The following is a 26,346-nucleotide window of genomic DNA, read 5'->3' as shown; positions in this document are numbered from 1 at the left end:
ATACATGAGCGAAACCGAAACGACCGGTACCCATTCCGGCCATACCAACGTTCTCAAACGGCTGGCCGGCAGTGCGCTGGGGCTGATGCACGCCCACCTCGGCATCCTGTCGATCGAGCTCGAGGAAGCGCGCGAGCGGGTGCTGAAAACGCTGGTTCTCGGCGTGCTCGGCGCCGGCTTGCTGTTGCTGGCGCTGCTGGCCATCACGCTTGGCGCCATCCTGCTGGTGCCCGAGCCGTGGCGTGCGTATACGGTCGTCGCGCTGGTGCTGGTCTTTCTGGCGCTGGGTGCGGGCAGTTTGTGGATGGCCTGGAACGGCATCCGCCATGCCAAGACGCCGTTCGCGCTGACGATCGAAGAGCTGCGCCGCGACAAGGAGCACTTTCTGCGATGAGCGATCCGCGCCTCAAGGGCCGGGAGGCCCGCAAGCAGTTGCTGCAACTCGAAGCGGAAACGCACCGCCTGCAGATCGCCGTCTGCCTGACCGAAATCCGCGCGCCGCTGGCGCAGGGCAAGCGCGGGCTGCTGTGGCTGTCGATCTTCAAGAAACTGCAGGGCAACGCCGGCGTGCTGATGCTGGCGAGCAAGCTGTTTTCGAAGAAATACCGGGTCCGCGGCATCGCACAGATGCTGCCGGTTGCGATCGGCGCGTGGAAGGTCGCGCTGCTGGTGCGGCGTTTGTTCAAGCGCAGCTGACGGGTGTTCGTGAGCGATTCGCCGGTTTGCATTCGGCGGGCGGGGCCTGCCGATGCTGCCGGTATCCAGGCGTTGTATGCCGAGCTGGTCGGCCACACGGATCTGGCGGTTCAGCCTGAGCGGATCGAGCAGGTGTCCCGGGATGCCAGTACGGCACTCTTTGTCGCCGAAGTCCGGGGTGTACTTTGCGGTTCCGCGTTGGTCTCGTTGTGCAACGATGTCATGTTCCGGTCACAACCGTTTGCCGTGGTCGAGAACGTGATTGTCACGGCTACGCATCGGGGAGTCGGGATCGGCCGCTTACTGTTTGCCCACATCGAAGCGTTCTGCCTGAAAGCCGACTGTTCCAAGATCATGCTGCTGAGTTCCATCGAGCGGGCCGAAGCGCACCGGTTTTTTGAACGTGTCGGCTTTGCCGGTACCAGAAAACGGGGGTTCGTGAAGTACCGACGCCATTTCTCGATGACACCGAGTCACGGCTGAGTTCAAACCTTGTTGCGCTGGTGCTTGCCTGATCCGGACCGGAATGAAAAAAGCGCGGCAGGGCCGCGCTTTTTTTGCGTCCTACCTTCAGGTCAGGCCGTCACACGATGCCGTGCCGCAACCATATTGCCCGGCTTCAGCCGGCGCAGCGCGAGGCCGTCGCGGTTGAACACATGGAAGGCCGCAGCCGGGGCCGACAGGGCGATGGTGTCGCCGATGTGCACGGCGCGTTCGCCGTCGCCGCGCACCACGACGTCCTGACCGTTTTCCAGCGTCAGGTACAGGTAGTTGGCTTCGCCGAGGTGCTCGACCAGGTTGACCTTGCCGTGGAATCGCTCGCTGCCCGCATCGCCTTCCCACAGGTGTTCGGAGCGGATGCCGACGCTGACCTTGTCGCCGACGGCGATGCCGCTGCCGTCGACTTCGGTACGGACGATCTGGTCGCCGGCGACCTTGACCGCGACGCCGGTGGCCGAGGCTTCGGTGACGATGCCGTCGATCAGGTTCATTTTCGGCGAACCGATGAAGGTCGCGACGAACAGGTTGGCCGGCTGCTGGTACAGCTCGAGCGGGCTGCCGGCCTGCTGGATGTGGCCGTCGTGCATCACGACGATCTTGTCGCCCAGCGTCATCGCTTCGACCTGGTCGTGGGTCACGTAGACGATGGTCGCGGCCAGATCCTTGTGCAGCTTGGCGATTTCGAGCCGGGTCTGCACGCGCAGCGCCGCGTCGAGGTTGGAGAGCGGTTCGTCGAACAGGAACAGCTTGGGTTCGCGGACGATGGCGCGGCCGATCGCGACGCGCTGGCGCTGGCCGCCCGAGAGTTCGCGCGGCAGCCGTTCGAGCAGGTGGTCGATCTTGAGGATGCCGGCAGCGTGGCGGATGCGGCGGTCGATTTCGTCCTTCTTCGCCCCGGCGATCTTCAGTCCGAACGCCATGTTCTTGTAGACGTTCATGTGCGGGTAGAGCGCGTAGCTCTGGAACACCATGGCGATGCCGCGCTCGGCCGGCGGCAGCTCGTTGACGCGGGCGTGGTCGATTTCCAGATCGCCGCCGCTGATCGATTCCAGCCCCGACAGCATGCGCAGCAGTGTCGACTTGCCGCAGCCCGACGGGCCGACCAGCACGACGAATTCGCCGTCCTGGATGTCGAGGTTGATGCCGGACAGCACGTTGTTCTTGCCGTCGTAGGATTTGGTCAGGTTCTTCAGTGCAACTTGGGACATGGCTGTTTACTCCGGATTACTTCACTGCGCCGGCGGTGATGCCGCGGATCAGTTGACGCGATGCGAACACGTACATGACGAGGACAGGCAGGACGGCGAGCGAGAGCGAGGCGAGCACGGCGTTCCAGTCGGTGACGTACTGGCCGATGAACTGCTGCACGCCGAGCGTGACGGTCTGGGTCTCTTCGCCGGGGGCGAGGATCAGCGGGAACCACAGGTCGTTCCAGATCGGCACCATGGTGAACACGGCGACGGTGGCGACGGCCGGGCGGATCAGGGGCAGGATGATCTGGAAGAAGATCTTGAATTCGCCGACGCCGTCGCAGCGCGCCGCTTCCTTCAGCTCCTTGGGCACCTGCTGGATGAATTCGCCAAGGATCATGATTGCCAGCGGCAGGCCCTGCGCCACGTAGACGAGGATCAGCGCGGTCAGCGTGTTGGTCAGTTCGAGCTTGACCACGAGTTCGAGGATCGACACGGTGCCGAGGCGGATCGGCACCATGATGCCGAAGGCCATGTAGATCGCCAGCAGCTTGCTGCCGCGGAACCTGTATTCGGACAGCGCCCATGCCGCCATCGCGCCGAGCACGAGGATCAGTACCAGCGACACCAGCGTGACCGTCAGGCTGTTGCCGAAAAAGTGGATGAAGGGCGACTTGGCGAGCACCTTCTCGAAGCCGACCAGTGACCACGTCTCGGCGGTCGGCAGCGACAGCGGCGAGTCGAAGATGCCGTCCTTGCTCTTCACCGAGTTGATGATCACCAGAAGGATCGGGAACAGCGCCAGCAGCGTGTAACCGCCGAGCACCAGATGGGTGAAGCCGGTACCGGCCGCGCGGGTGACTTTGTGTTTCATGGCCGGCTCCTCAGAAGGCGAAGCGCTGCAGCTTGCGCTGGATGAAGTAGAAGTAGACGCCGACTCCCGAGAGGATGATCAGGAACATCGTCGTCGCCACCGCGGCGCCCATGGTCGGGCTGCCGATCTGGCTCTGGTAGCCGAAGAAGGTGCGGTAGAAGAAGGTGCCCAGCAGGTCGGTGCTGTAGTTCGGCCCGGCGATCGCGCCCTTGACCGCGTAAATCAGGTCGAAGGCGTTGAAGTTGCCGACGAAGGTCAGGATGGTGACGAGGCCCAGCGTCGGCAGGATCAGCGGCAGGCGGATCGTCCAGAAGATGTGCCACGAGCTTGCACCTTCGATGCGCGCGGCTTCGATGATCTCGTCCGGGATCGCGATCAGCGAGGCGTAGATCAGCATCATCGGCACACCGACGAACTGCCACACCGAGATCAGCGACAGCGTGATCAGCGCGCTGCTTTCGTCACCGAGCCAGGGCTGGAACCAGTCGGCAAGGCCGACGAAGCCCATCAGCTTTTCCGAGACGCCCCACAGCGGCGAGAGGATCAGTTGCCAGATGAAGCCGATGATCACCACCGACAGCAGCGTCGGCAGGAAGATCAGCGTCTGGTAGCCCTTGGCGCCGCGCACGCCGTGCATCGACAGCAGTGCGGCCAGCAGCAGGGCGATCGGGTTCTGCACGAACATCACGATCAGGAAGAACTTGATGTTGTTGTGCATCGCGTTCCAGAACCCGGCGGACCAGTCCGGGTCGGTCAGCAGCTTGATGTAATTGGCCAGGCCGACAAAGGTCTGGTGACCCGAGTCGTACGTGGTGAAGAAGCCCAGCCGCAGGGTGTCGAGCAGCGGCAGCGCGCTGAACACCGTATAGATCAGGAAGGCGGGGGCGAGGAAGACGGCGATGTGCCAGGGAAAGGCGCGTTTCATGGCCTCACTCCGAGGAAAACGGGCAAAAAAATGGCCGGCGGCAGGGTCATGGCTAGACCCCGGGCCGGCCCAACAGCTACACAGTCGATTGCAGAGGAAGACTTACTTCTGTTGCGGCTTGTACCACTTGGCGAAACCGGTCTGGATGCGGGTTGCGGCATCCTTCGGCGTCATCTTGCCGTTCAGGACCTGGCTGTTGACGTTCCACAGCTCGTTTTCCATGTTCGGCTCGCCGCGGTTCATGATCTGGGCGTTCAGGCGGATCGTCGACGCGCAGCTCTTGCGCCAGTCGAGCATCTGCTTGGCCACCGGATCCTTCACCGAGATCAGGTGGTTCGACAGCGAGTAGAAGCCGGTGACCTTGTTGGTGTACAGGTCGGCAAACTCTTGCGAACCCAGCCAGGTCAGGAACTTGTACGCGTCGTCCTTGTTCTTGGACTTCGGGTTCACGCCCATGCCGATATCCGGATGATCCGAGATGTAGCACTTGTCGCCGGCCTTCGGTACCGGCGGCGGGAACGCGCCATATTCGAACTTGGCGTTCTGGTTGTAGTAGGAGATGTCCCACGAGCCGACGGCGACGACGGCGGCCTTGCCCGACGCGAACAGGTTCTGCGTGTCGGCATAGGTCTGGGCCGAGTAGCCCTTGGCGAGGTACGGGCCCCACTTGCTCATTTCGTCCCACACTGCGACGAATTGCGGATCGGTGAACCTGGCCTTGCCGGCGATCAGCGCCTTGCGGCCTTCCTCGCCCTTCCAGTACGGCGCACCGACCGAGGTGAACACGATCTGGTTGGCTTCCCACTGGTCGGCCGTACCGAGGGCCATCGGCACCTTGCCGGCCTTCTTGGCGGCTTCAAGCACCTTGTGGAATTCGTCGATGGTCTTCGGCGGCTGGACGCCGAGTTCCTGGAAGATCTTCTTGTTGTACAGGAAGCCGTGCATCACCGCGCCCATCGGCATGCAGAACGAGGTCTTGCCGTCGTCGGTTTCCCACGCCACCTTGGCCGAGTCCGGGAAGTTCTGCATGCCCGGCTTGCCGTTCAGGCTTTCGAGGTAACCCTTCTTGAACAGGTCGAGCGACTTGTCGAACGGACGGCAGGTGATCAGGTCACCGGCGGTGCCGCCGGTCAGGCGGGTCTGCAGGCTCGAGTCGTACTCGGTCGGCGCGGTCGGCACGAACTTGACCTTCACGTCCGGGTACTTCTTGTTGAACGCCGGAATCAGGACGTCTTCCCACAGCGCCTTGTCGTCGGTGCGCCACGATTCGATGGTCAGGTTGCCGGCTTGTGCAGCGCCGGCGGCGAGCAGCGCGGCACAGAGCGCCGTGCGGATGAAGCGGTTGCCTTGCATGTATCGACCTCCTCAGGTCTGGGGTGGTGCCCGTATCTGTAGTCAGGGCCGGTTTCTACCGACCGTGGCCGCACAGTAGCATCGGCTTTTTTGTGACACCTAGTAGTCGGTCCGTCGCAACTACGGATTGATGCAAGTCAATGAATTAACAGGAGTTTTGTGATTTTCCTTTCGAGGGCCGCGTTACGTTTCCTTACGTTTCCGCTGCGCCGATACGGCGCCGGTGCCGATTTCACGGATCATGAACGCCGTTTGCCGGCCGCTGCGGCGTTTACGCAAGGTCAACAAACGCAAGCTTTCTTTACAAAATGCCGGTCAGCCTTACTGATAAGCTGCGGCGAAACCTTCGACCGGCCATGTCCTTGATTCCCATCCGCCTTTTCTGCTGCGTTTGTGCCGTGCTGTGCGTCGCGGCGGTCGCGCGCGCCGACGACAGCTTCGACGTACTGCACTGGTGGACGTCCAGCAGCGAGCGGCGTGCCGTCGACGAACTGGCCGAACGCGCCGCCGACGACGGGGTGGCGTGGCGCAACGCGGCGATTGCGGGGGGCGCCGGCATCGGTGCGATGAAGGTGCTCAAGGCCCGCGTCCTGGCCGGTCGCGCGCCCGATGCGGCGCAACTGATCGGACCGGCGATCACCGAGTGGGCCGATCTGGGCCTGCTGCTCGAACTCGACGACGTGGCCGCCGCCGGCAACTGGAATACCCGGCTGTTCCCGACGATCTGGACGCTGGTGCGCCTGCGCGGCCATGTCGTTGCCGCGCCACTGGGCATCCACCGGATCAACGTGCTGTTCTACAACCGCAAGGTGTTCGCCGATGCCGGGCTGACGCCGCCGAAGACCTGGGCCGAATTCGACCGTGTCGCCGCTGCGCTGGCAAAACGCGGGGTAACGCCGCTGGCGCAGTCGGGCCAGCCCTGGCAGGTGGCGACGCTGTTCGAGACGCTGGCCCTGTCCGAAGGCGGGCCGGGCTTCTACCGGTCGCTGTACGGGCGGCGCAACGCCAACCTGTGGTTCGATGCGCGCATCACCCGGGCGCTCGAACGCCTGCGTGCGCTGCGGCGCTATGCACCGCCCGGCGAGCCGGCGTGGGACGCACAGGTGAAGACGCTGGCGCGCGGCGATGCGGCGATGTTCATCATGGGCGACTGGGCCAAGGGCGAGCTGCAGGCCATGGGCCGCAGCGCCGAGACCGACTTCGGCTGCATTGCCGTGCCGGGTACCGAGAACATGCATCTCTACAGCGTCGACAGTTTCGTGATGTTTGCCGGCGACTACAGCGCGCAGCCGGTTCAGGAAAAGCTGGCCCGGCTGATGATGAGTCCGGCGGTGCAGGGCGCCTACAACCGGATCAAGGGCTCGGTGCCGGTCCGGCGCGATGCCGACACCGCCGGCATGGATGCCTGTGCGCGCGCCTCGTGGCGCACCTTTGCCCACGGTGCCGGCGTGCAGGCGCCGAGCATGGTGCACCGGATGGCCACCGACGAAACGCTCAAGGATGCGATCATTGCCCAGCTGCACCGCTACTACACCGACGAGCACATGCCGGTGAGCGAGGCGCAACGCCGCATTGCCGGGCTGGTGCGCACGCTGGCGGTGCAAGGAGGAGACGACAAATGAACCGCAAGATCCTGCTCGTCGACGACGACCAGAAAATCCGTACGCTGCTGAAAACCTATCTCGAGAAGAACCAGTACGAAGTGCTGCTGGCGCATGACGGCACCAGCTTTCTCGCCGAGTTCGAGCGCAGCCGCAACGAGCTGAGCCTGGTCATTCTCGACGTGATGCTGCCCGACACCGACGGCTTCGCGCTGTGCGCACGCGTGCGCAAGAGCTCGGCCGTGCCCATCATCATGCTGACCGCCAGCGCCGACGACACCGACAAGATCGTCGGTCTCGAGCTGGGGGCCGACGACTACATCGGCAAACCGTACAACCCGCGCGAGCTGCTGGCGCGGATCAAGGCGATCCACCGGCGCATGGGCGAGGCGACGCCGAGCGCGCCGCGGGCGCTGCGCTTTGCCGGCTTCACGCTCGATACGCTCGAACGCACGCTGACGGGGCCCGACGGCGAGACGGTGAAGCTGACCGGGCTCGACTTCCAGCTGCTCAAGCTGCTGGTCGAGCGTCCCGGCGAAATCCTCGACCGCAACTGGCTGGCCGAAGCGACCCGCGGCCGCGACCTCGGCCCGCTCGACCGCTCGCTTGACGTGCAGGTCAGCCGGTTGCGCCAGCGCCTGGGCGACCGCGACGCGCAGCTGATCAAGACCGTACGCGGCAGCGGCTACGTGTTCTCGGCCTCGGTGTCGGCGGACTGAGCGGACGGCGGAACATGGCGACCCGCGTTTCGCGCTGGATCGAACGGCTGCTGCCGCGCTCGCTGACCGCCCGGCTGTCGCTGGTGATGGTGCTCGGCGTGCTCGGTACCCAGGCGCTCGGCAACTGGATCTGGGCGAACCAGCTCAAGAGTCACGCCAACGACGAGGCACGCAGCGCGGCACAGTACATCGCCTACGGTGCGGCCAGCGCGATCCGATTCTTCCAGAGCCTGCCGACCAATTACCGGCCCATCCTGATCGAACAGCTGCACGAGATGGGTGGAACGCGCTTCTTCGTCGCCTTCAACCGCGATGCGGTGCCGATCACCCCGATCGCCGCGTCGCCGCTGGCCGACGCCGTCACCTCAGGGGTCGGTGCGACCCTGAGCCGCGAAGTGCCGCGGCTGATCGACGTCCGCGTCGGCTTCGCCTGGCCCGATGGGCTGGCCGTGTCCGATGACGGCGCAACGCTCGAAGACCTGCCCGACAACTGGGTCCAGCACTCGCTGATCATCAAGCCGCGCCCGGCACCGATCCTCGTGATCCAGGCCGAGATCGAACCCGGTGGCTGGCTGTATCTGGCCACCCTGATGCCCGATCCGTACTTCCTCGACAAGGCCGATCCGCTGTCGCGCGACCGGCTGGGGCTGCAGCTGGCGACGCTGGCGGCGGTACTGCTGCTGTCGCTGTGGGTGGTGCGCTGGCTGACGCGGCCGCTGAAACAGCTCGCCGACGCGGCCGAGGTCTTCGGCCAGGGCGGCGAGCCGCAACTGCCCGAGACCGGCAGCCTCGAGTACCGCAAGACCGCCAAGGCCTTCATCGCGATGCGCGAGCGCATCCAGCGCTACCTGACCGATCGCGAGCGGCTGTTCGCGGCAATCTCGCACGACCTGAAAACGCCGATCACCCGGCTCAAGCTGCGTACCGAGATGCTCGACGACGACACGACCCGCGCCGAATTCCACGAGGACCTCGACGAGCTGGACATGATGGTCAAGGGCGCGCTGCAGAGCGTGAAGGACTCGGACATCCACGAAAACCGCACGGCGATCCGGCTCGACAGCCTGCTCGAGAAGATCGTCGCCGACGCGCAGCTGTCCGGGCGCAGCGTCGCGCTGGCGGCCACCGGAACGACGGTCGTTGCCAAGCCGCTGGCGCTCAAGCGCGCCATCGTCAACCTTGTCGACAACGCGTTGTTCTACGGCGAACGGGCCGAGATCGTGCTGTCCCGGCTCGATGATCAGGTCGAACTGACGATCCGCGATCACGGCCCCGGCGTACCCGAGGAGATGCTGGCCCGGCTGTTCCAGCCCTATGTGCGGCTCGAACACGGCCGGCAGAGCAACCAGGCCGGATCCGGCCTCGGCCTCGGCATCGCCCGCGACATCGTCCAGGCGCACGGCGGCGAGCTCCGGCTGGCCAACCACGCCGAAGGCGGGCTGGTTGCAACCGTCGTGCTGCCGGCCGGTCCGGCGAAACCTGGTGAAATGAGCATCCCCTCCGGATAAGCGCTTGGCAAAGACGCGCCCGGTCGGCGGGCGAGCCAAAGCAGATCGGGCTCACCCGAAGCGCAGAAACCGGAATGGACGTGGAGTCCATGAGGACGACCCGGAGGTAGTCCCCTTGCGGGATTCGAGCATCGGATGAGATCGAGATGCGAAGGCGCAGCCGCCGAACCGATCAGCGCAGTTGCAGGCTGACGTTGCCCTGGAGCGGATTCACGCTCAGGCGGTAGTGGCTGGCATCGAGTTTGCTGATGGCCACCGCATTGCCGCCCTGCGTTGCGCCGGCCTGGGTGACGGCGCGATCGGTGGCGATGTCGAGCGTCAGCGTCGTCGCGTAGCGCTGGCATTCGGCGTTGGCATCGAAGCGGACCGCTGCCTGGCCGTTGCCGTCGGTGACGACGGTCGGTGCGCAGTACTGCCGCGCAAAGCGGTAGCGGATCACGTCCGACGGTGGCGCCATCCACAGCTCGCCCGAGTCGACCTTGGCCTTCACGTAGTCGAGATGGCCCTGATAGCGCGCCAGCGGAATCGTTTCCCACGACGCGTCGTTGACGCCGTGCGCGGTACGCAGCGACCAGCCGCCCTGGGCAATGGCGGCGTCGACGTGCAGGTTGAGGATCTCGCTGCCCTGCGGGTACAGCGACCAGATGCCCGACTGGGTGAAGGTGTCGGCCTTGATCATGAACGGATCGGTAAAGCCGGCTTCGTTGACGCCGGCGGCCATGCCGTACTGGATGTTGCCGTTCTCGTCGACGCGGTTGGCCGCGCGGCCGCCGAGATAGCCCGGCTGGGCGCGCAGGTAGGCCATCGGTGCATCGGGGCTGATGTCGGACGGCCAGGCGAAGAAGGTCGGCCGGTAGCCGTTCAGGTTGGCGGCGATGTCGTCCTGCGAACCGGTGATCTGCGCCGCGCTGTTCCATGCCGCGGTGTTGGCGTCCATGTGGTTGCGGCTGTGGCTGAAGATTTCGTGGCCGTGGGCGAGGAACTGCTTGGCCGCCTGCCAGTGGTACGGTGCGCAGTTGCCGCTGATGATGCCGAAGGCCGCGCGCAGGCCGCGCTTGGCCAGTTCCGGATCGGCATAGCTGATCTGGCCGTCGGTGGTGTAGCCGCACAGGTCGTCGTGGACCAGGCTGTACGCCCCCCTGGCGCCGCCGGACCACGTCGTGTACGCGGCCGAGCTGACGCCGACCGGATTGCATGCATCACCGGCAGCGGTGGCGCACGGGCCGACCGGCTTCCACAGCGAGACGGCGTCGGCCGGATTCCAGCCGGCGCCGGTCCACGCCGTGTGGGCGATCGTGGCTTCGTAACGCTGTCCCTGATACTGCACGACATTGCCGACCGCGTAGTTCGCGCCGTCGGTCCAGACCGGCAGGGCAGCGGCACCGGCGTGGCCGGCGATCAATCCGGCGGCAACCAGCGCCAGCCACAGGCTCTTCTTGTTCATCGTCTTCTCCATCCTTGTGTGTTGTGGGCCCGGCGGCGTGGCCGGGCTGCGCCACTATGGCAGTGGCATGCATCGGCCGGCCCGGCCGGCGTTGCCGAATTCACGGATGGAGGTCGAGTGCGGAAATTGTGATTTTTAATCAACAGGTTGTGTCGATTTCCGTTTTCTCCGGCTTCACGAAGTGCATGACGCTTCCGCGACAAACCAGTGCGGGAAGCGGGTCTTCAGCCGCGCCAGCTGGCCGCGTGCGACCGGAACGCCGTGACCGGCGACGATCAGCTCGACGCCGCCACCGGTACGGCGGCAGCCGCTGACCGCCTGCGGCCGGACGAGGTAGGAACGGTGCACCTGCACCAGCTCGTCGAAATAGAGCCGGATCGCCCGCAGCCGCAGGGTGATGTAGACCGGCGCCGTCAGTCCGCCGGCGTGGATGCCGCTGTAACCGCGCTCGGCACGGATGAAATGCAGCCGCTCGCGCCGGCTGGCGACTTCGTGCAGTTCGGCCAGCAACTGCGGCTGGCGGGCCAGTTCGTGCAGCTGGCGGCGGATCAGCACGACCTGGCTGGCCAGACTGCGGAAATAGGCTTCGTCATCAAGCGAAAGCGGGGCGCGGAAACGCAGCACCAGGCTGTAATCGGCGAGCGTGTCGTGGCTGAAGCGCGCGCCGCAGCGGTCGGCATCGAGGCACAGCACGTCGCTGCCGGCCGCTTCGTCGTCGCGGATGTCGGCCGCGTCGATGCGCGGATCGTCGCCGAGGAAGCGCACCATGGCGTCGAGCATGCATTCGAGACTGCGCTCCCCGGCGATCGCACCGCTGAAGCGTTCAAGATCGCGCAGCGGTGCGGTCGCGGCAGCCTGCGTACCGGACTGCGTCAGCGGCAGCAGTTGCGTTCGCAGTGCATCGCTGCGTTCGGCCAGCGTGTCGAGTACGGCGACATCGATCGGCTCGGTGACCGGCTGCGTGGCAAGCCGCCGCTTGCCGGCGTCGATCGTGGCGATCGTCCGGTCCAGTTGCGCCGGCAGCGCGTTGAGCACGCGGACCACCTCGCCATGGCGGGCGGCCTCGTTGCGCCGGCGGGTGTGCAGCCGCCACGCCAGCAGCAAGGCCCCGAGCAGGCCGCCGAATGCGACACCGGCCAGCCAGGGCAAGACGGTGCGGGCGGCCTGCCGCAACTGCTGCCAGCGTGCGGCCCACGGATGGTGATGGGCGTAGGCCTGCGCGAGCAGACCGTCTTCGGCATCGCTGCTGAGCTCCCACAGGCCGATGCCGGCCAGTCCTTCGCGGTCGGCGAAGTCCAGCTTGGCGGCCAGCGCGCGCGGGCTTTCGAACGACAGCAGCAGGCCGTCGCTGCGCCGGTACAGCGTTTCGGCCTGCGCGCCGTCGTCCCAGCGGCGCTCGAACTCGCCGCTGGCGATCATCCGGCCGATTTCGCGGTCGGTGAAGATCCCGCTGGGGCCGGTCTGCTCGTTGTCCCAGGTGCCGAGCGGCACGCCGCGGTGCGGCTGGCCGAGTCCGGCCGGCGAAACCCCCTGCCAGGCTACACCCTGTGCCGGCAGCGCCAGTACCAGCTTGTTGCCGGGCAGTCCGCCGGCCTTCAGTGCCGCGACGGCGGCGGCAATGCTCGGCTGGTCTGCCGGCGCGTGGAGCGGCGACTTGTGCCCGGTCCGCGCGCTCCAGCTGCCGTGGAAGTCGGTGGCGATCAGCGACACGAAATCGATGTCGGCCAGCAGGGCCGGCAGCGCCAGTCCGGCGCGCTGTTCGGCCTGCGGACTGACCGTCAGCGCGATGACGCAGCGCGGCCGGCGGGCGCAACCGGTGCGCAGCTCGTGCACCAGCCGCTGGAGGTTGGCGCCGTCGTCGGCGCGCTTGCCGGTCTCGGGATGGCCGCCGACGACCGGAAAGCGCCAGTCGATCTCGAGGCCGTCAAAGCCGTAACGGTCGAACAGCGCCAGCGTCGTCGCGACGAAGCGCCGGCGCTTGCCCGGATCGGCAGCAACGTTCGAGAGATGCGCCGACCAGTTCCAGCCGCCGACCGAAATCAGCACGTTGAGCTGCGGGTTGCGCTGGTGCAACAGCGGGATCACCGCATAGTTGCCGCGATACAGCGTGTCGCCCTGATGGATCTTGACCAGGTCGGCGAAAAAGTCGCCCGGCGCCACGGTACCGTCGGGTCCGAGCCGGGCATAGGCATAGATCAGGTCGGTCAGCTGCTCGGCCGGTGCGTCGGCCAGACTGGCGCCATGGCTGTAGCTGGCCCAGAAAGGGAAGTAGCCGATCAGCCGCGGGCCGGCATGGGCAAACGCGGCCGTCAACAGGGCAAGAATGGCGAGGCTCAGGCGCATGGCGGGCTCCGTCGGCACCGGCCGACCGGGGGGCGATTCTAGGATGCGGTGCACCATCCGCCAGTGCCGGCCGGCAGCCGACAACCGGCTTGCCGATCGGGCGGTTTCGGCGTCACAATGGCCGAAGTTGTTTAGTAAAAACAAATTTTCAGTAAACAATTGGTGCCGGGCCTTGTCTGCCGGTTGCCAGTCGATCCGCCCGCGAGGATGTCATGGCCCATATCGTTTTCTACGACCCGTCGTTTCCGTTTGCCGGCATCCGTCCCGACAGCGGCAGCCTGTCCGCGTTCGGTGCGACCACGGCTGCGGCCGGGCTTGCGGCCGCACTGGCGGAGGCCGGTGCCGGCGACGTGCTGCTGCACCTGCACGGCGCCCATGTGCCGCGTGCGGCATGGCCGGCGCTGTGCGGTTTCGTCGCGCGCGGCGGGCATCTGGTGACGCTGGGCCGGCAGCCGTTCTCGCGCCCGGTCGATGCCGACGGCACCGTCAGCGGGCAGGCGGCGCTGTTCCGCGACCTCGACATCCACGAAATGCTCGCCGTCGATGTGGGCAGCGCCGAGACGCTGACCGCCGGCGCCGGGTACCGCTGGCTCGCCGACCATCTCGCCGCATTCTCGTCGGCTGCGGCCACCGACGGCTTCGTGCTGATGCCGACCAGGGACAAGGACCAGCCGCTCGACTCGGGTTCGGCCGGGCCGATGGATGCGCGGATCTACCCGCTGCTGAGTGCACGCAACGCGGCCGGCCATGCGATCGCCAGCCCGGTGGTGCTGATCGAACGCCTGCGTGGCGCGGCGGCCGGTTCGCGGCAGGTGTTCGCCAACATCGAGCCCGACGCGGCCTTCTGGGCCAACGGCGGCGTCGCGGCGCTGCTGGCGCTGGTCGCGCACGCGGCACTCGGCGTGACCGAGTGGTGGATCAAGCCCGATTACGCCTGCTACCACCCCGGCGAAACCGTGAGCCTGACCGTGCAGGGCGAGGCGCTTGGCGCAACGCCGTCGCGGCACTGGCAACTGGCGCTGCAGGTGTCGCTGGACGACGAACCGGTGTTCGGCAGCCGCTTCGATCTCGACATGCACGATGGCGCGGCGTCACTAAGGATTTCACTGCCCGAAGCGGTTTGCCCGGGCCTGTACCGGATCAGTGCGGCGCTGCATCACGACGGCGGCGGCAGCGTGCATCTGCAGCAGGGCTTCTGGGGGCGCGACGACGCGCTGCTGGCGCGCGGCGAGCGTCTTGCCGCCGGCCGCGATTACCTGATGCGTGACGGCAAACCCATGCCGGTGGTCGGCATGACGTACATGGCGAGCGACGTGCACCGCAAATTCCTGCAGCTGCCCAATGTTGCCGTCTGGGACGACGACATGGCGACGCTGGCCGGGATGGGCGTCAACTACCTGCGCACCGGCGTGTGGAGTGCATGGCGGCAGCTGATGTTCGTCGACGGCCACGCCAACGAGGCAGCACTGCGCGCGATCGATGCCTTCATCCACACCGCCGCGCTGCACGATCTTGAGTGCTGCTTTACCTTCTTCGCGTTCACGCCCGAAGCATGGGAAGGCGCGAACCCTTACCTCGACCCGCGTTCGCGCGCCGCGCAGAAGCGCTTCATCCGCGCCATCGTCGGCCGCCACACCGAAACCCGCCGGGTACACTGGGACCTGATCAACGAACCGTCGCTGTTCGACCCGGCCCGCATCTTCGTCGGCCCGCGCTCGCTCGGCGACGCGTTCGAGATGGAGGCATTCCGCCGCTACCTGCAGGCCCGCAACCCGGACCTTGCCCACTGGCAGGCCGCGTGGGACGTCAGTCCGGCGCAACTGCCGGACTGGTCGGCACTGCGGCCACCGCAGCCGGACGAGATCGGCTTCAACACCACCGAAATCCTGCCGAAGCAGCACGGCATCTGGCTCGACTACGCGCTGTTCACGCAGCATGCGCATGCCGAATGGGCGGCCGATCTGGCGCAGACGATCCGCAACCTTGCTCCAGAGGGGGCCCCCGGTGCGCTGGTCTGCGTCGGCCAGGACGAGGCACTGGGCCAGCAGCGGCCGTCGCCGTTCTTCTACGCCGACGCGGTCGACTACACGACGGTGCACAGCTGGTGGCTGAACGACGCGCTGGGCTGGGACAGCCTGTTCAGCAAGACGCCGAACGCGCCGAACGTCGTGCAGGAGACCGGCATCATGCACGTCGAGCGCCCGGACGGCCGCTCGCGCCGCAGCGAGGCCGAGCTGTACGCGCTGCTCGAGCGCAAGTACGCGTGGTCGTACGCGTTCGGCAACGCCGGCGCGGTGCACTGGATCTGGAACATCAACTACCACATGGACAACATCAACGAGTCGCACATCGGCGCCTGCCGCGCCGACGGCTCGATGAAGCCCGAGGCCGAAGTCACTGCCGCGTTCGGTGCGCTGTTCGGTGCCCACGGCGCGCGGCTGACCGAGCGCCAGTTGCCCGACGTTGCGGTCGTCTACCCGTTCAGCAACGACTACAGCAACCGACGCTCGACCTTGGACGCGACGCAGGCACTGGTGCGCAGCGCGCTGTTCGAACTCGGCCTGCCGCTGCGCGCGGTCGGCGATCACGACCTCTCGGACCTGTTCGCCAACCCGCCGAAGCTGATCCTGCTGCCCAGCCCGCACAACCTCAACCGCGCCACCTGGGCGGCGCTCGAAGCGCTGCTCGACCGGCACGACATCACCGTGCTGCTGACCGGACCGGCCGATCTGGACGAATACTGGCGGCCGACCGGACGGATTGCCGGTGCTGGCACGCGCAACCTGAATCGCGAAGAAACGCTGCTGCTGGCTGAGCGGCGCTGGCGCGCGAGCTTCGGCGGCGAAGCGATCGCCCGCCTCAGCACCGGCGACGGCGATGGGCTGGTCGAACGGACCATGGGGCGCGGCCGGCTGCTGTGGTGCCCGCTGCCGCTGGAGCTGAACCAGCGTACCGACGTGCTCGACGCGCTGTACCGCCATGCGCTGGTCCGCGCTGGCGTGACGCTGCCGTGGCGCTGGCTTGGCGATGCACCCGAGGGCGTGGCGTTGCACCGGCAGGCGTTTGCCGACCGCACACTGTGGATCGTCGTGTCCGAAGCGGCGCGTGATCATGCGCTGGCGTGGCACGACCTTGGGACCGGCCGCAGCTACACGACGACACTGGCCGCCGGCCGCGCGCTGGTCTTCGTCACCGACGAAGCGGGCACGGTCGTCGGCAGCCTGCGCGACCAGCCGGTGGCGGTGGCATGAGCCGTCGCAGCATCAGCATCCGCGAACTCGCCGCTGCCGCCGGGGTCTCGGTCGGCACGGCGTCGCGGGCGCTCAAGCACCAGCAGGGGCTGAGCGCCGAAACGCGCGACCGGGTGCTGCAACTGGCCGCCGAGCTGGGCTACGACACCGGCCGGCTCAAGCAGGAACCCGTCCGCCGCATCCTCGTGCTGCTGCACAGCCAGCACCCGGCCGACAGCCCGTTCTATGCGGCACTGCTCGACGGCGCCCGTGACCGCTGCGCGAAGGACGGCGTCGAGATGCAGGTCCGCTCGCTCGGTCCGGGACGACCGGTGCGGCGGCAGGTGCTCGAATGCGAGCCCGATGCGCTGCTGTGCGTCGGCTTTTTCGAACCCGAGCTGATCCACGCGATCGCCCGGCTCGGCAAGCCGCTGGCGCTGGCCGACCTGTGGGCGCCGGGGCTGGCGGCGGTGAACCCGGACAACCGGCAGGGCGCGTATCTGGCGACGCAGCATCTGCTCGCAAACGGCCGCAAGCGCATCGCCTTCCTGTCCGGCCCGCTGGCGCATTACTCGATCCGGCTGCGCGAACGCGGCTACCGGCAGGCGCTGTTCGACGCCGGCAGGCTCGCCGACCCCAGCCTTGAGGCGCTGATCGCGCCGGGGCTGGACGTCGCCACCGGCGCGGCGCAGGCGATGCGCGAGCTGCTGGCGCTGCCGGTACCGCCCGACGCGGTGTTCGCCTACAACGATACGGCGGCGCTGGTCGCGCTGCAGGTCTGCCGCGATACCGGTCTGCGCGTGCCAGACGATATTGCCGTCGCCGGTTTCGACGACATCGCCGGCGCGGCGGGCGCCGGGCTGACGACGCTGGCCGTCGACAAGGCCGCGCTCGGCCGTGCCGGCATCGAACTTCTGTTGAACCAGGCGGACGAGGGCAACCGGCTGCAGCCGGTGTCGCTGATCGTCCGCACGACTACCGCATCCACCCCGGAGTGACGTGATGAACCTGCCCGACTTCCGCGATCCCGCCGTCCTGCTCGACCACGTGCGTCATACGATGGCGTTCTACCACCCGCGCGCCATCGATCCGTCCGGCGGCTTTTACCACTTCTTCCGCGACGACGGCAGCGTCTACGACGCACACACGCGGCATCTGGTCAGCAGCACGCGCTTCGTCTTCAACTACGCGATGGCTTTCCGGCAGTTTGGCGATCCGGCCTACCTGGACGCGGTGCGCCACGGCGTCGCCTTCATGCGCGACGCGCACCGCGATCCGGTCTCCGGCGGTTACGCCTGGCAGCTGCAGTGGCGCGACGGCGCCAAATCCGTCGACGACGCGACCAACCACTGTTATGGCCTTGCCTTCGTGCTGCTGGCGTACTCGCATGCGCTGATGGCCGGTGTGAGCGAGGCGCGCGGCTGGCTGAGCGAAACGTGGGACCTGATGGAGGCGCGCTTCTGGGAGCCGCAGCACGGCCTGTACGCCGACGAGGCGACGCCGGACTGGCAGCTCAAGCCGTACCGCGGCCAGAACGCCAACATGCACGCCTGCGAAGCGATGCTGGCGGCGTTCGAGGCGACCGGCGAAACGCGCTTTCTCGACCGCGCCGAGCTGCTGGCGCACAACATCACCGAACGGCAGGCCGCGCTGGCGCACGGACTGATGTGGGAGCACTACGACGCCGGCTGGCAGGTCGACTGGGACTACAACCGCGACGACAAGACCAACATCTTCCGCCCCTGGGGCTACCAGCCCGGCCACCTGACCGAGTGGGCCAAGCTGCTGCTGATCCTCGAACGCCACCGCCCGCAACCGTGGCTGCTGCCGCGCGCCGAAGCGCTGTTCGATGCGGCGATGAACCGCGCATGGGATGCCGAGCACGGCGGCCTGTGCTACGGCTTCGGCCCGCAGAACGAGATCTGCGACAGCGACAAGTACTTCTGGGTCCAGGCCGAAAGCCTCGCCGCCGCCGCGCTGCTTGCCGCACGCACCGGCAATGCGCTTTACTGGAACGATTACCAGCGGCTGTGGGCATATTCATGGCAGCACTTCGTCGACCACCGCTACGGTGGCTGGTACCGGATCCTGCGCGCCGACAACAGCAAGTACAGCGACGAGAAGAGTCCCGCCGGGAAGGTTGATTACCACACGATGGGGGCGTGTTACGAGGTGCTGGGGGTCCTGTAAGCGTGGCGCGATGCGTAGCTCGGGCTGAGGGTAACGACGTCCAGCATGCTGCGCGTCCGATTCAAGCCATCAATGAGGGGCAAATGTCGGGCTTCGCAGGCTCTGCTCAACTTCAGCACCGTGGTGAGTTGGCTTCTCCGAATCCACACGCCTGAGACTTGGGGTGGATTCGGTGTATCGCGACAATCTGCCGATTGAGAGCGTGACCAAATTGATCCGACGTACCACAGTGGGCTTCCGCTCACCGGTCGGGTCGCTGAAAACAGGGCAGCAGGAGCGGCCGGAGTTGCTCGGGAAATAAGGTCATGCGCAGGCGGAGCCTGGCACCTGGGTGCAATTCGTCAATCTCTCCGCCTGCGCGACTTTCGACGATTTGGGGTCAGCAGCTGATAAATGCCGACGCCATTGAACAGCAGAATCGGCAGCAAAATGAACATGTCTTTTAACCAGGCACCCTGATACGACGCCAGATCGGCATCGATCACCGCCACGCTGATACCAGCCAGATCGTTTTCCGGTGCCTCCGGGTTATAAAGCACGGCGTACTGACTATGCTTGGTGGCTTCCTCGGCCAATCCTGCATGGTCGGTTATCCGAGCGATCCGATAGATGTTTCTGCCCCGGATCGAGACGGAACGCTTGCCTTCAGCCCACGCCACTACACCGGTGGCATCTGCTTCGCGCCGGTGAAGATCGTATCGGTAACGGGTCAGAGTCAAGGAGGCAGGATGATAGTTTTCGGCATTGGCGACGATATAGGTCTGGCCGACAATCCTGTTGCCGACGCCGGTCAAGAACAGATAAAGCAGCGTCAGGAACAGCATCAGTGCCAGTCCCTCACCCAGCTTGAAGCGACGGAAAATCATCGGCCCTGACCTTTGATGAATATTGGCGGAATCTGGATGCGTTGCTTGTCCGATTGCCAGTTGCCCAAGCGTGGGTTGCCAGCGAGATGGCTGGTCAACAACCAGCATCCAGCGCCTTGAGTCGCCCAAGGCTTCGCTCCGGCCTTTTTGCGTGAGCCGGGCCGGCACTCCGTTGAATTGCGATGACTCTGCATGGCATATGTGGCCTGGGTGGCGATCAAGCGGCTTGCAACGCCAGTCGCATCAGAATCTCGTCGTGGAACTCGCCATCGACCAGCAAGGCATCCGGCTCGTGGCCGTAGCGCCGGAATCCGGCCGCTTCGTACAATCGCAGCGCCGCGGTATTGCCTGCATTGACGCTCAGGTTGATCTGGCGGAGGTCGTCGACCGACTTGGCCAGTGCAACCGCTTCGTGGACGAGCGCCCCGGCCAGACCGCGCTGGCGGTAGCCGGGCGCAACGTACATGCCCCAGAGGATGGCCTTGTGGCGCAGTTTGGTCATGCTTTCCCGGGCCAGCCCGGCGGTACCGACCAGCACGTCACCGTCGAAGGCGCCGAACAGGCCGCGATCCGGTGCCGGCGCCAGTCTGGCTTCGATGGTTGCAACCGGGGTGTCCTTTTCCGCTTCGTAGCTCGAACCGAATGCCGAGGGTGTGTCGCGCAGTGCGGCGAGCCGGAGTGCCTGATAGCGCGGCGCATCGGCGGGAATCAGTCGGCGTATCGTCGTGGTCATGGCGTGGTCTCGAAGCCGTTGGATTGGAAGCGGTTTACCGGACCGGGGCCAGCCGGCTTTGCAGCGACGCCGGAAGCCGCGCGATCAGCGCCGCCCGGCTCGGCTGCCAGAACGCCGACAGCATCAGCAGCGCCGAACCGATGAACAGCGCCGTCGTGGCGAAACCGAGCGTGACGACACCGTACTGCTTGAGCAGCGCGCTGAATGCATACAGCACGTAGCCGAGCGCAGAAACCATCAGCGCGCGCCGGTCGATGCACAGCGAGACCAGTGCGATACCGACATAAAGCACGACGACGGCAACGGCCTGCGGCATGCCGACATCGCCGTCGGTGACGCCGAGCAGCATGAACACCGGGTGGACCAGCAGCGGCGCGGCCAGCAGGTGCAGCCAGAAGGCGACGTCGGAGCGGCGGGTCTGGCGGGCGGGATCGCTGGTATCCCAGCGCATTGCGAACGCAAACACGGCGATGCCGGCGACGAGCAGCAGGAGCGTCATCACGCCGTCGACGGCGGGCAAGACCGAGGTGATCAGCGCGATCAGGCAGGCGACCGCGGCGGCCGAGACGCAGGCGATGGTGATCGGTACCTGAAAGCGCCGCCAGTGCAGCCAGGTCGCCACCCCGGCCAGCAGACTGGCGAGCGCGACGGCGGCGGACGGCGCATGCCGCATCATCCCTTCGACGCTACTGCCGCCAAGAGCCGGTGCGGCGAGGCCGAGACCGGTCGAAAACACATTGCCGGAAAACGCCAGCAGCAGCACGATCGCCGGCAGGGCCATCCGCCGCTGGCGGACGAAGAATTCGGCCAGTCCCCACGCGGTCGCCGCGGTGGCGACGGCGCCGAGCACCCCGCTGGCGCTGCCGGCGATCCAGCTCACCGACAGCAGCAGCAGCACGCAGGCGATGACGACGAAGATGTCGTTGAAGCCGGTGATCAGCCGGAACTGTTCCTCGTCGGCCACCGGCGTCTGCCGGCGGGTGGCAACGTGGTCGCGAAAGGCGGTGGCGGTCTCGTGGCTGAGGACGCCGGCGGAGACGGCGTCGTTGAGGTCGTCATCGGTATACATGCGTGCTGCGACTCCGGAAGCAAAGCCACAGCATACGCAAGCCGGCAGGGTGTTGTCAGTCCAGCGTCCGTACCGTCGGGGTGCGTGCGGCGATCACGATCATCAGCGCGGCCATGGTCAGGCCGAACGCCGGCATGATGATGCGGATGTCGACGTGCAGCGCCAGCAGCGCGGTGACCATCGCGTACGAGATCGGCGACAGCCCCATCGAGGCGATGGTGTTCAGGCTCATCACCCGGCCGATCTTGCTGCGCTCGGTGTACTGCTGCAGCACCGACATCATCGGCACGTTGTTGCTGACGACGCCCATGCCGAGCAGGAACTGCAGTGCGATCGCCAGCGGAATCCAGCCGGTGAACGCCTGCGCACCGAGCACGATGCCTTCGAGCACGATCACCACGATGATGATCATCAGGCGTTTTTTCGTCGGCGGGAACAGCGTCAGCAGGGTGCCGCCGACGACCATGCCGGCGGCCATCGCGCTCTGCAGGTAGGACAGCGTGCTGGCCTGACCGTCGAGGTGGTCGGTGACGACGATCGGAATCCCCAGCCCCAGCGGTCCCATGAACAGCAGGTTGGCAATGGCGTAAATGATCATCAGCGAGCGCAGTGCCGGCGTCTGCAGCGCGTACTGCAGGCCTTCCTTCAGTTCGGTCAGCACGTGGCGGCGTTCGCCGTGCGGCAACACCGGTGCTTCGCGCACCAGTACGGTGAAGCCCACGCCGACGGCGAGCAGCGCCGCGGTCAGCGTGAACACCCACTCGTAGCTGAGCGTGGCCAGCATCACGCCGCCGAGCACCGGGCCGAACACGAGGCCGATCTGGTTGGTGGTCAGCATGATCGAATTGGCGCGCATCAGGTCGCCGTCCCGCACGATGCCGGGCAGCAGCGCATCGCGCGCCGGCCAGAAAAAGGCGTCGAGCGCACCGTAGGCGAAGGCGAAGGCGGTCATTGCCCAGATGTCGAGCAGGCCGAGGTGCAGCAGCCCGACCAGCGACAGCACGGCGATCACCCGCAGGCCGAGCGAGAACGAAATGATGCGGCTGCGGCGCATCCGGTCGGCGACGACGCCGCCGACGGCCATCAGCGCGATCCGTGGCACCGAGCCGGCGATCATCACCAGTCCGAGGTCTTCCTTGGCGCCGAGCGTCTTCACGACATACCAGGTCTCGGCGAGCATCGCCACGGCGAGCGCGAGATTGCCGAGGATGCTCGCCAGCCAGACAAACAGGAAATTGCGGTTGCGCAAAAGCGCGGGTGCATCGGTCATGAGGAAAATGGCGCTGTGATATATTTTTTGATTACCGGATTCTAAACCCGCAGCCCGGGCCGGAGCGGCCCGGACGCGCCGTGCGACAAGGCCAGCAAATTCCGCTGCGCTACGGTTACACGACGTAACCCGATCAAGGAAAATCATGGCTTTCCGCAAGCTGACCGACCTTGCCGTGGCGGGGCTGCGGGTGCTGATTCGCGCCGATCTGAACGTACCGGTGAAGGCTGGCGTGATCGTCGACGACACCCGCATCCGCGCCTCGTTGCCCACCATTCACGCCGCCCTCCGCGCCGGTGCCGGGGTCATGGTGATGAGCCACCTTGGCCGTCCGGCCGAAGGTGCGCCGGGGCCGGACGAGTCGCTGCGGCCGGTGGCACAGCGCATCGGCGAGTTCCTCGGTCGCACGGTGCCGGTGATCACTGACTGGCAGGACTACCGGGTCCGGCCGGGAGAGCTGGTCCTGCTCGAGAACGTCCGGGCCAACCGCGGCGAGAAGGCCGACAGCGAGGCGCTCGGACGGCAGTACGCCGCCCTGTGCGACGTGTTCGTCAACGACGCCTTCGGCACCGCGCACCGGACCGAGGCGTCGACGCACGCGGTGGCCAGATTCGCGCCGCAAGCCGTGGCCGGCCTGCTGCTGGCGGCCGAAGTCGAGGCGCTGGGCCGGATACTGCAGGCGCCGGCCCGTCCGCTGTTGGCCATCGTTGCCGGTGCGCGACTGTCGACCAAGCTGGCGCTGCTCGCGCCGCTGGCCGACAAGGTCGATCAGCTGGTGGTCGGTGGCGCGATCGCCAACACCTTTCTGCTGGCCGAGGGCCGGCCCGTCGGCCGGTCGCTGGTCGATCCGGACACGGTCGCACAGGTCCGCAGGGTGATCGACGCGCTGCGCGCCCGCGGCGGCGAGGTGCTGCTGCCGACCGACGTGATTGTCGGCAAGCGGCCCGACGCAGCCGGGCCGGCGGAGATCCGTCCGGTGGACGCGGTCCGTGACGACGAGATGATCCTCGACCTCGGTCCCGAGTCGACCGCGGCAATCGTGGCCGCACTCGACCGCGCCGCAACGGTGGTCTGGAACGGCCCGGTCGGCGCGTTCGAATTCGGGCCGTTCAGCCACGGCACCGAGGCGGTGGCACGGGCGATTGCCGCGGGCCCGGCATTCTCGATTGCCGCCGGCGGCGACACGCTGGCGGCGGTTGCCCGCTACGGGCTCCGCGATCAGGTCAGTTACCTGTCGACCGGTGGCAGCGCTTTTCTGGCCTTGCTCGGGGGGCAGCAGTTGCCGGCGATCCGGATGCTCGAATCGCGCCGTTGACACCGTCCCTCCGCAAAAGCCGGCCGCGCGCCGGCTTTTTTTTGCGCCTTGCGTGATCGCCATCCCAGATTGGCGATGGCCGTCGATGACGGCCGCATAACGACAAGGAGACACAATGAAGCCGAACACCCTGATGACGCCGGCGCTGCTGGTGCTGTCGCTGACCGCAACCCAGGCACTGGCATGCAGTCCGCCTCCGCCGACCCCGGTGCCTGCCTCGCCACCGATTGTGTACCCGCAATATCCCGGCGCAACGCCGGCACCGACACCGGCCCCTGCGGTGGTCGCCGTTCAGGCCAGCTGGTATCCCGAGGTGTCGTATCAGGCCGGCGAGCGTGTCAGCTACCAGTGGAAGGTCTACGTCGCCAACTGGTGGAACCAGAACGATGCGCCGGACGGAACCAGCGGTGCGTGGCGGCTGGAGAACCGCGGGCTCGACTGGTCGGCGAACAACGTCTACCAGCAGGGCGACGAGGTCGTGCATCTCGGCTACCGCTATCGCGCCAAGTGGTGGACCCAGAACGAAGTGCCGGGCAGCAGCGAGTGGGGCGCGTGGGAGAAGACCGGTTCGGTGACGCCGATTCCGGCGCCGACCCCGGTGCCGACTCCCACGCCTTACACGCCGACCCCGGGCGATTGCCATTCGCCGACACCGACCCCAACGCCGGTACCCACTCCGGCGCCTACCCCTGCACCGAATCTGGCCCGGATCATCGCGCCGGTCGTCAGCGGCGACAGCGTCAGCTTCTCCTGGCAGGCGACCAACTGGCAGAACGCCATGGACTGGCACGTCTACGACGACACGTACTCGGTTTCCGGGGGCGAGCCCGAATGGCTGGAGGTCCATCAGCCGCCGTTCTACCGTCACAGCAATACCTACCGTGGCCTGTGGACCGGCAAGCACCGCTTCCGTGTCGAGCTGTGCAGCCGTACGCCACTCAACACCGGCGATTGCCGGCTGAGCGAGCCGGTTGAGGTCGACATTGTCGGTGGCATCGACGAGCAGTTGAAGGCACAGGGCGATTTCATGGCCCTGCCGGGCCAGCAGCCCATCGTCGACCTGCTGTTTGACGACCAGAAGCGCCCTTCGGCGGTCTATCTGCAGCAGCGCGTCGATCATCCGGACGCCTGGATGAAGCGCGTGACGGTGACGATCAACGGCCAGCCGTATTTCGACGGCGACGTGTTCGACGTTTCGGCGGCGATGGATCCGTGCGACTGGAGCAATCCGGACGGTCGTTGCGTGGTGGTGCACCGGATCCAGCGCGTGGTGCATGACCACGAAGGCCAGCGCAACGGTGCGGTCGTCCTGCCGGCGCTGCCCGACGGCAACAACAGCATCGACGTGAAGATCACCTACGCCGATGGTCGCGTCTATCCGGCGCCGATGCGCGTCTCTCTGCCGATGGTCACGCAGTAGCAAAGGCTCGGTTATGATCGACGCCGGTCGGATCGACCGGCGTTTTTCATTGGACCGCGCTCCGGAATCCGGGGTGCCGAGCAAGGATGTGGCATGAAGAAATGGATCATCGCGGCCGTGTGCTGCGCAGGCGTCACGGCGCAGGCGGCCGAAAGCGTCATTGAAGCGGCGCTGACGAAGCACGACTACGCGCTGGCGTTCGCTTCGGCCACCGCCGACGTCAAGGACGGCAGCGCCACCGACTGGACCCGGCTGCAGCTCGCGCAGCTCTATCAGCGCGGCCTCGGTACCCAGGCCGACCCCGCAGCGGCGATCCGGCTGCTGACGCCTCTGGCCGAAAAGGACAACGTCGACGCACAACTGCTGCTGTCGGCTTCGCTGGCGTCACGCGCGACCGAAGGGCTGGTGCAGGCCGACGGCAAGCTGAATCCGGAACGCTACAAGGCACTGGCGGCGCGGCCGGTGTCGGCACGGGGGGACGACCGTCGTGCGGCCGAATGGCTGTGGCGCGCCGCCGAAGCCGGCCAGAGCGATGCGGTGCAGGCGGTGGCCCAGGAGCTGGCCGGCAGCATCAACGGCGTGCCGCGCGACGAAGTGGCCATGTGGTTCGAGAAGGCCGACAAGAAGGACTGGCTGGTGCCGTTGAAGGCCAACGGTTCGCTGACGTCGCTGAAGCTGCGTCGCGACGTGATCCGCGACGAAACGCTGGGCCAGCGGCTCGAGGCGGCAGCACGCAAGGCGCAGTGCATCGACGAGAACCTGGCGCTCAAGGACGTGCGCATTGCCGCGCCGCTGACCGGTGCGCAGTACCTGACGCTCGAATTCAAACCGCCGGTCCGCTACAAGCTGATTACCGGGCAGTGGCAGGAAACCTGGGTGTTCGCCGCCTGCGACAAGACCTTTCCGGTCGACATCGCCTTTACCGCCGACGGCATGGGCGGGGCGCGCTACGAGGTCGTCACGCCGGCGGCGAAGTAGGGCGCTGGTCTGCTCCGGTGGCAACGTGATTTGGACAAGCTGCTGATCCGAAAGGGATTTGTTTTCGGGCTGACCGGCCGTAATGGCAATGACTGGTTTCAGTGCTTTCCCGAATGGGCGT

22 protein-coding genes are annotated in these 26,346 nt (G+C 66.6%); 12 read left to right on the top strand and 10 right to left on the bottom strand.

The genetic code is table 11. The annotated features are described in order from the left end of the window. Positions 1 to 4: 4 nt before the first annotated feature. The 3 genes from IE097_RS18160 to IE097_RS18150 are packed head-to-tail and all read left to right on the top strand — an operon-like array spanning position 5 to position 1,179. Positions 5 to 394 (top strand): phage holin family protein, encoded by a 390-nt coding sequence (locus IE097_RS18160; protein ID WP_189462318.1) that lies wholly within the window; start codon positions 5 to 7, stop codon positions 392 to 394. Next, a complete protein-coding gene (locus IE097_RS18155) occupies positions 391 to 696 on the top strand; it encodes a hypothetical protein (RefSeq protein ID WP_189462317.1) in 306 nt (101 codons plus the stop codon). The genes IE097_RS18160 and IE097_RS18155 overlap by 4 nt, the downstream gene beginning before the upstream one ends. Before the next feature lie 9 nt (positions 697 to 705). Beyond that, positions 706 to 1,179, top strand: a complete 474-nt coding sequence (locus IE097_RS18150; RefSeq protein WP_189462316.1) for a GNAT family N-acetyltransferase — start codon at positions 706 to 708, stop codon at positions 1,177 to 1,179. Positions 1,180 to 1,271: 92 nt separating this feature from the next. Here IE097_RS18150 and IE097_RS18145 read toward each other — a convergent pair whose 3' ends face one another. From IE097_RS18145 to IE097_RS18130, 4 genes are all read right to left on the bottom strand, one after another. Further along, complete coding sequence (locus tag IE097_RS18145; RefSeq protein ID WP_189462315.1) at positions 1,272 to 2,405, bottom strand: ABC transporter ATP-binding protein; 1,134 nt, start codon at positions 2,403 to 2,405, stop codon at positions 1,272 to 1,274. Between the two features lie 16 nt (positions 2,406 to 2,421). Beyond that, positions 2,422 to 3,261, bottom strand: coding sequence for a carbohydrate ABC transporter permease (locus tag IE097_RS18140; protein WP_189462314.1), 840 nt, complete (start codon positions 3,259 to 3,261; stop codon positions 2,422 to 2,424). A gap of 10 nt (positions 3,262 to 3,271) precedes the next feature. Continuing rightward, positions 3,272 to 4,186, bottom strand: coding sequence for a carbohydrate ABC transporter permease (locus IE097_RS18135; RefSeq protein WP_189462313.1), 915 nt, complete (start codon positions 4,184 to 4,186; stop codon positions 3,272 to 3,274). A gap of 102 nt (positions 4,187 to 4,288) precedes the next feature. Next, the gene (locus tag IE097_RS18130; protein WP_189462312.1) at positions 4,289 to 5,539 is read right to left on the bottom strand and encodes an ABC transporter substrate-binding protein; all 1,251 of its coding nucleotides are present in this window, start codon (positions 5,537 to 5,539) and stop codon (positions 4,289 to 4,291) included. Positions 5,540 to 5,895: 356 nt separating this feature from the next. On the opposite strand from IE097_RS18130, the gene IE097_RS18125 reads away from it, so the two are divergent. The 3 genes from IE097_RS18125 to IE097_RS18115 are packed head-to-tail and all read left to right on the top strand — an operon-like array spanning position 5,896 to position 9,367. Continuing rightward, positions 5,896 to 7,161, top strand: coding sequence for an ABC transporter substrate-binding protein (locus IE097_RS18125; protein ID WP_189462311.1), 1,266 nt, complete (start codon positions 5,896 to 5,898; stop codon positions 7,159 to 7,161). Then, entirely contained in the window at positions 7,158 to 7,859 is a 702-nt protein-coding gene (locus IE097_RS18120) for a response regulator (RefSeq protein WP_189462310.1), read from the top strand. The genes IE097_RS18125 and IE097_RS18120 overlap by 4 nt, the downstream gene beginning before the upstream one ends. Before the next feature lie 14 nt (positions 7,860 to 7,873). Continuing rightward, positions 7,874 to 9,367 carry an ATP-binding protein gene (locus IE097_RS18115; RefSeq protein WP_189462309.1) on the top strand — a complete coding sequence of 498 codons (1,494 nt, stop codon included), beginning with the start codon at positions 7,874 to 7,876 and terminating at the stop codon, positions 9,365 to 9,367. A 172-nt stretch (positions 9,368 to 9,539) separates the two neighbouring features. Here IE097_RS18115 and IE097_RS18110 read toward each other — a convergent pair whose 3' ends face one another. Further along, entirely contained in the window at positions 9,540 to 10,811 is a 1,272-nt protein-coding gene (locus IE097_RS18110) for a carbohydrate-binding protein (RefSeq protein ID WP_189462308.1), read from the bottom strand. 174 nt (positions 10,812 to 10,985) lie between these two features. Continuing rightward, a complete protein-coding gene (locus IE097_RS18105) occupies positions 10,986 to 13,154 on the bottom strand; it encodes a glycosyl hydrolase family 18 protein (RefSeq protein WP_189462307.1) in 2,169 nt (722 codons plus the stop codon). Between the two features lie 212 nt (positions 13,155 to 13,366). Here IE097_RS18105 and IE097_RS18100 point away from each other — a divergent pair, with 212 nt between their 5' ends. From IE097_RS18100 to IE097_RS18090, 3 genes are read left to right on the top strand one after another with little or no spacing between them, the layout of a single operon-like run. Further along, positions 13,367 to 16,405, top strand: a complete 3,039-nt coding sequence (locus IE097_RS18100) for a glycoside hydrolase (RefSeq protein ID WP_189462306.1) — start codon at positions 13,367 to 13,369, stop codon at positions 16,403 to 16,405. Further along, a complete protein-coding gene (locus tag IE097_RS18095; RefSeq protein WP_189462305.1) occupies positions 16,402 to 17,382 on the top strand; it encodes a LacI family DNA-binding transcriptional regulator in 981 nt (326 codons plus the stop codon). Before IE097_RS18100 ends, IE097_RS18095 begins: the two co-directional genes overlap by 4 nt. 4 nt (positions 17,383 to 17,386) lie before the next feature. Beyond that, positions 17,387 to 18,574, top strand: a complete 1,188-nt coding sequence (locus IE097_RS18090) for an AGE family epimerase/isomerase (protein WP_189462304.1) — start codon at positions 17,387 to 17,389, stop codon at positions 18,572 to 18,574. Positions 18,575 to 18,915: 341 nt separating this feature from the next. On the opposite strand, the gene IE097_RS18085 is transcribed toward IE097_RS18090, so the two are convergent. The 4 genes from IE097_RS18085 to IE097_RS18070 all read right to left on the bottom strand — a co-directional run bounded on the left by IE097_RS18085 (position 18,916) and on the right by IE097_RS18070 (position 22,512). After that, entirely contained in the window at positions 18,916 to 19,548 is a 633-nt protein-coding gene (locus IE097_RS18085; protein WP_189462303.1) for a hypothetical protein, read from the bottom strand. 109 nt (positions 19,549 to 19,657) lie between these two features. After that, positions 19,658 to 20,173, bottom strand: a complete 516-nt coding sequence (locus IE097_RS18080) for a GNAT family N-acetyltransferase (RefSeq protein WP_189462302.1) — start codon at positions 20,171 to 20,173, stop codon at positions 19,658 to 19,660. 34 nt (positions 20,174 to 20,207) lie between these two features. Further along, positions 20,208 to 21,242, bottom strand: a complete 1,035-nt coding sequence (locus tag IE097_RS18075; protein ID WP_189462301.1) for a hypothetical protein — start codon at positions 21,240 to 21,242, stop codon at positions 20,208 to 20,210. A 55-nt stretch (positions 21,243 to 21,297) separates the two neighbouring features. After that, positions 21,298 to 22,512 carry an MFS transporter gene (locus IE097_RS18070; protein WP_189462300.1) on the bottom strand — a complete coding sequence of 405 codons (1,215 nt, stop codon included), beginning with the start codon at positions 22,510 to 22,512 and terminating at the stop codon, positions 21,298 to 21,300. Positions 22,513 to 22,657: 145 nt separating this feature from the next. Between IE097_RS18070 and IE097_RS18065 the strand changes: the two genes are divergently transcribed. From IE097_RS18065 to IE097_RS18055, 3 genes are all read left to right on the top strand, one after another. After that, a complete protein-coding gene (locus tag IE097_RS18065) occupies positions 22,658 to 23,827 on the top strand; it encodes a phosphoglycerate kinase (protein WP_189462299.1) in 1,170 nt (389 codons plus the stop codon). 115 nt (positions 23,828 to 23,942) lie between these two features. After that, entirely contained in the window at positions 23,943 to 25,247 is a 1,305-nt protein-coding gene (locus IE097_RS18060; protein ID WP_189462298.1) for a carbohydrate-binding protein, read from the top strand. Positions 25,248 to 25,340: 93 nt separating this feature from the next. Further along, complete coding sequence (locus IE097_RS18055) at positions 25,341 to 26,225, top strand: SEL1-like repeat protein (RefSeq protein ID WP_189462297.1); 885 nt, start codon at positions 25,341 to 25,343, stop codon at positions 26,223 to 26,225. Positions 26,226 to 26,346: the final 121 nt, after the last annotated feature.

Origin of the sequence: Jeongeupia chitinilytica (assembly GCF_014652315.1) — a bacterium.
GTDB lineage: Bacteria > Pseudomonadota > Gammaproteobacteria > Burkholderiales > Chitinibacteraceae > Jeongeupia > Jeongeupia chitinilytica.
Note: the sequence above shows the minus strand (reverse complement) of the source record. Positions and strands in the feature narration are given on the sequence as shown.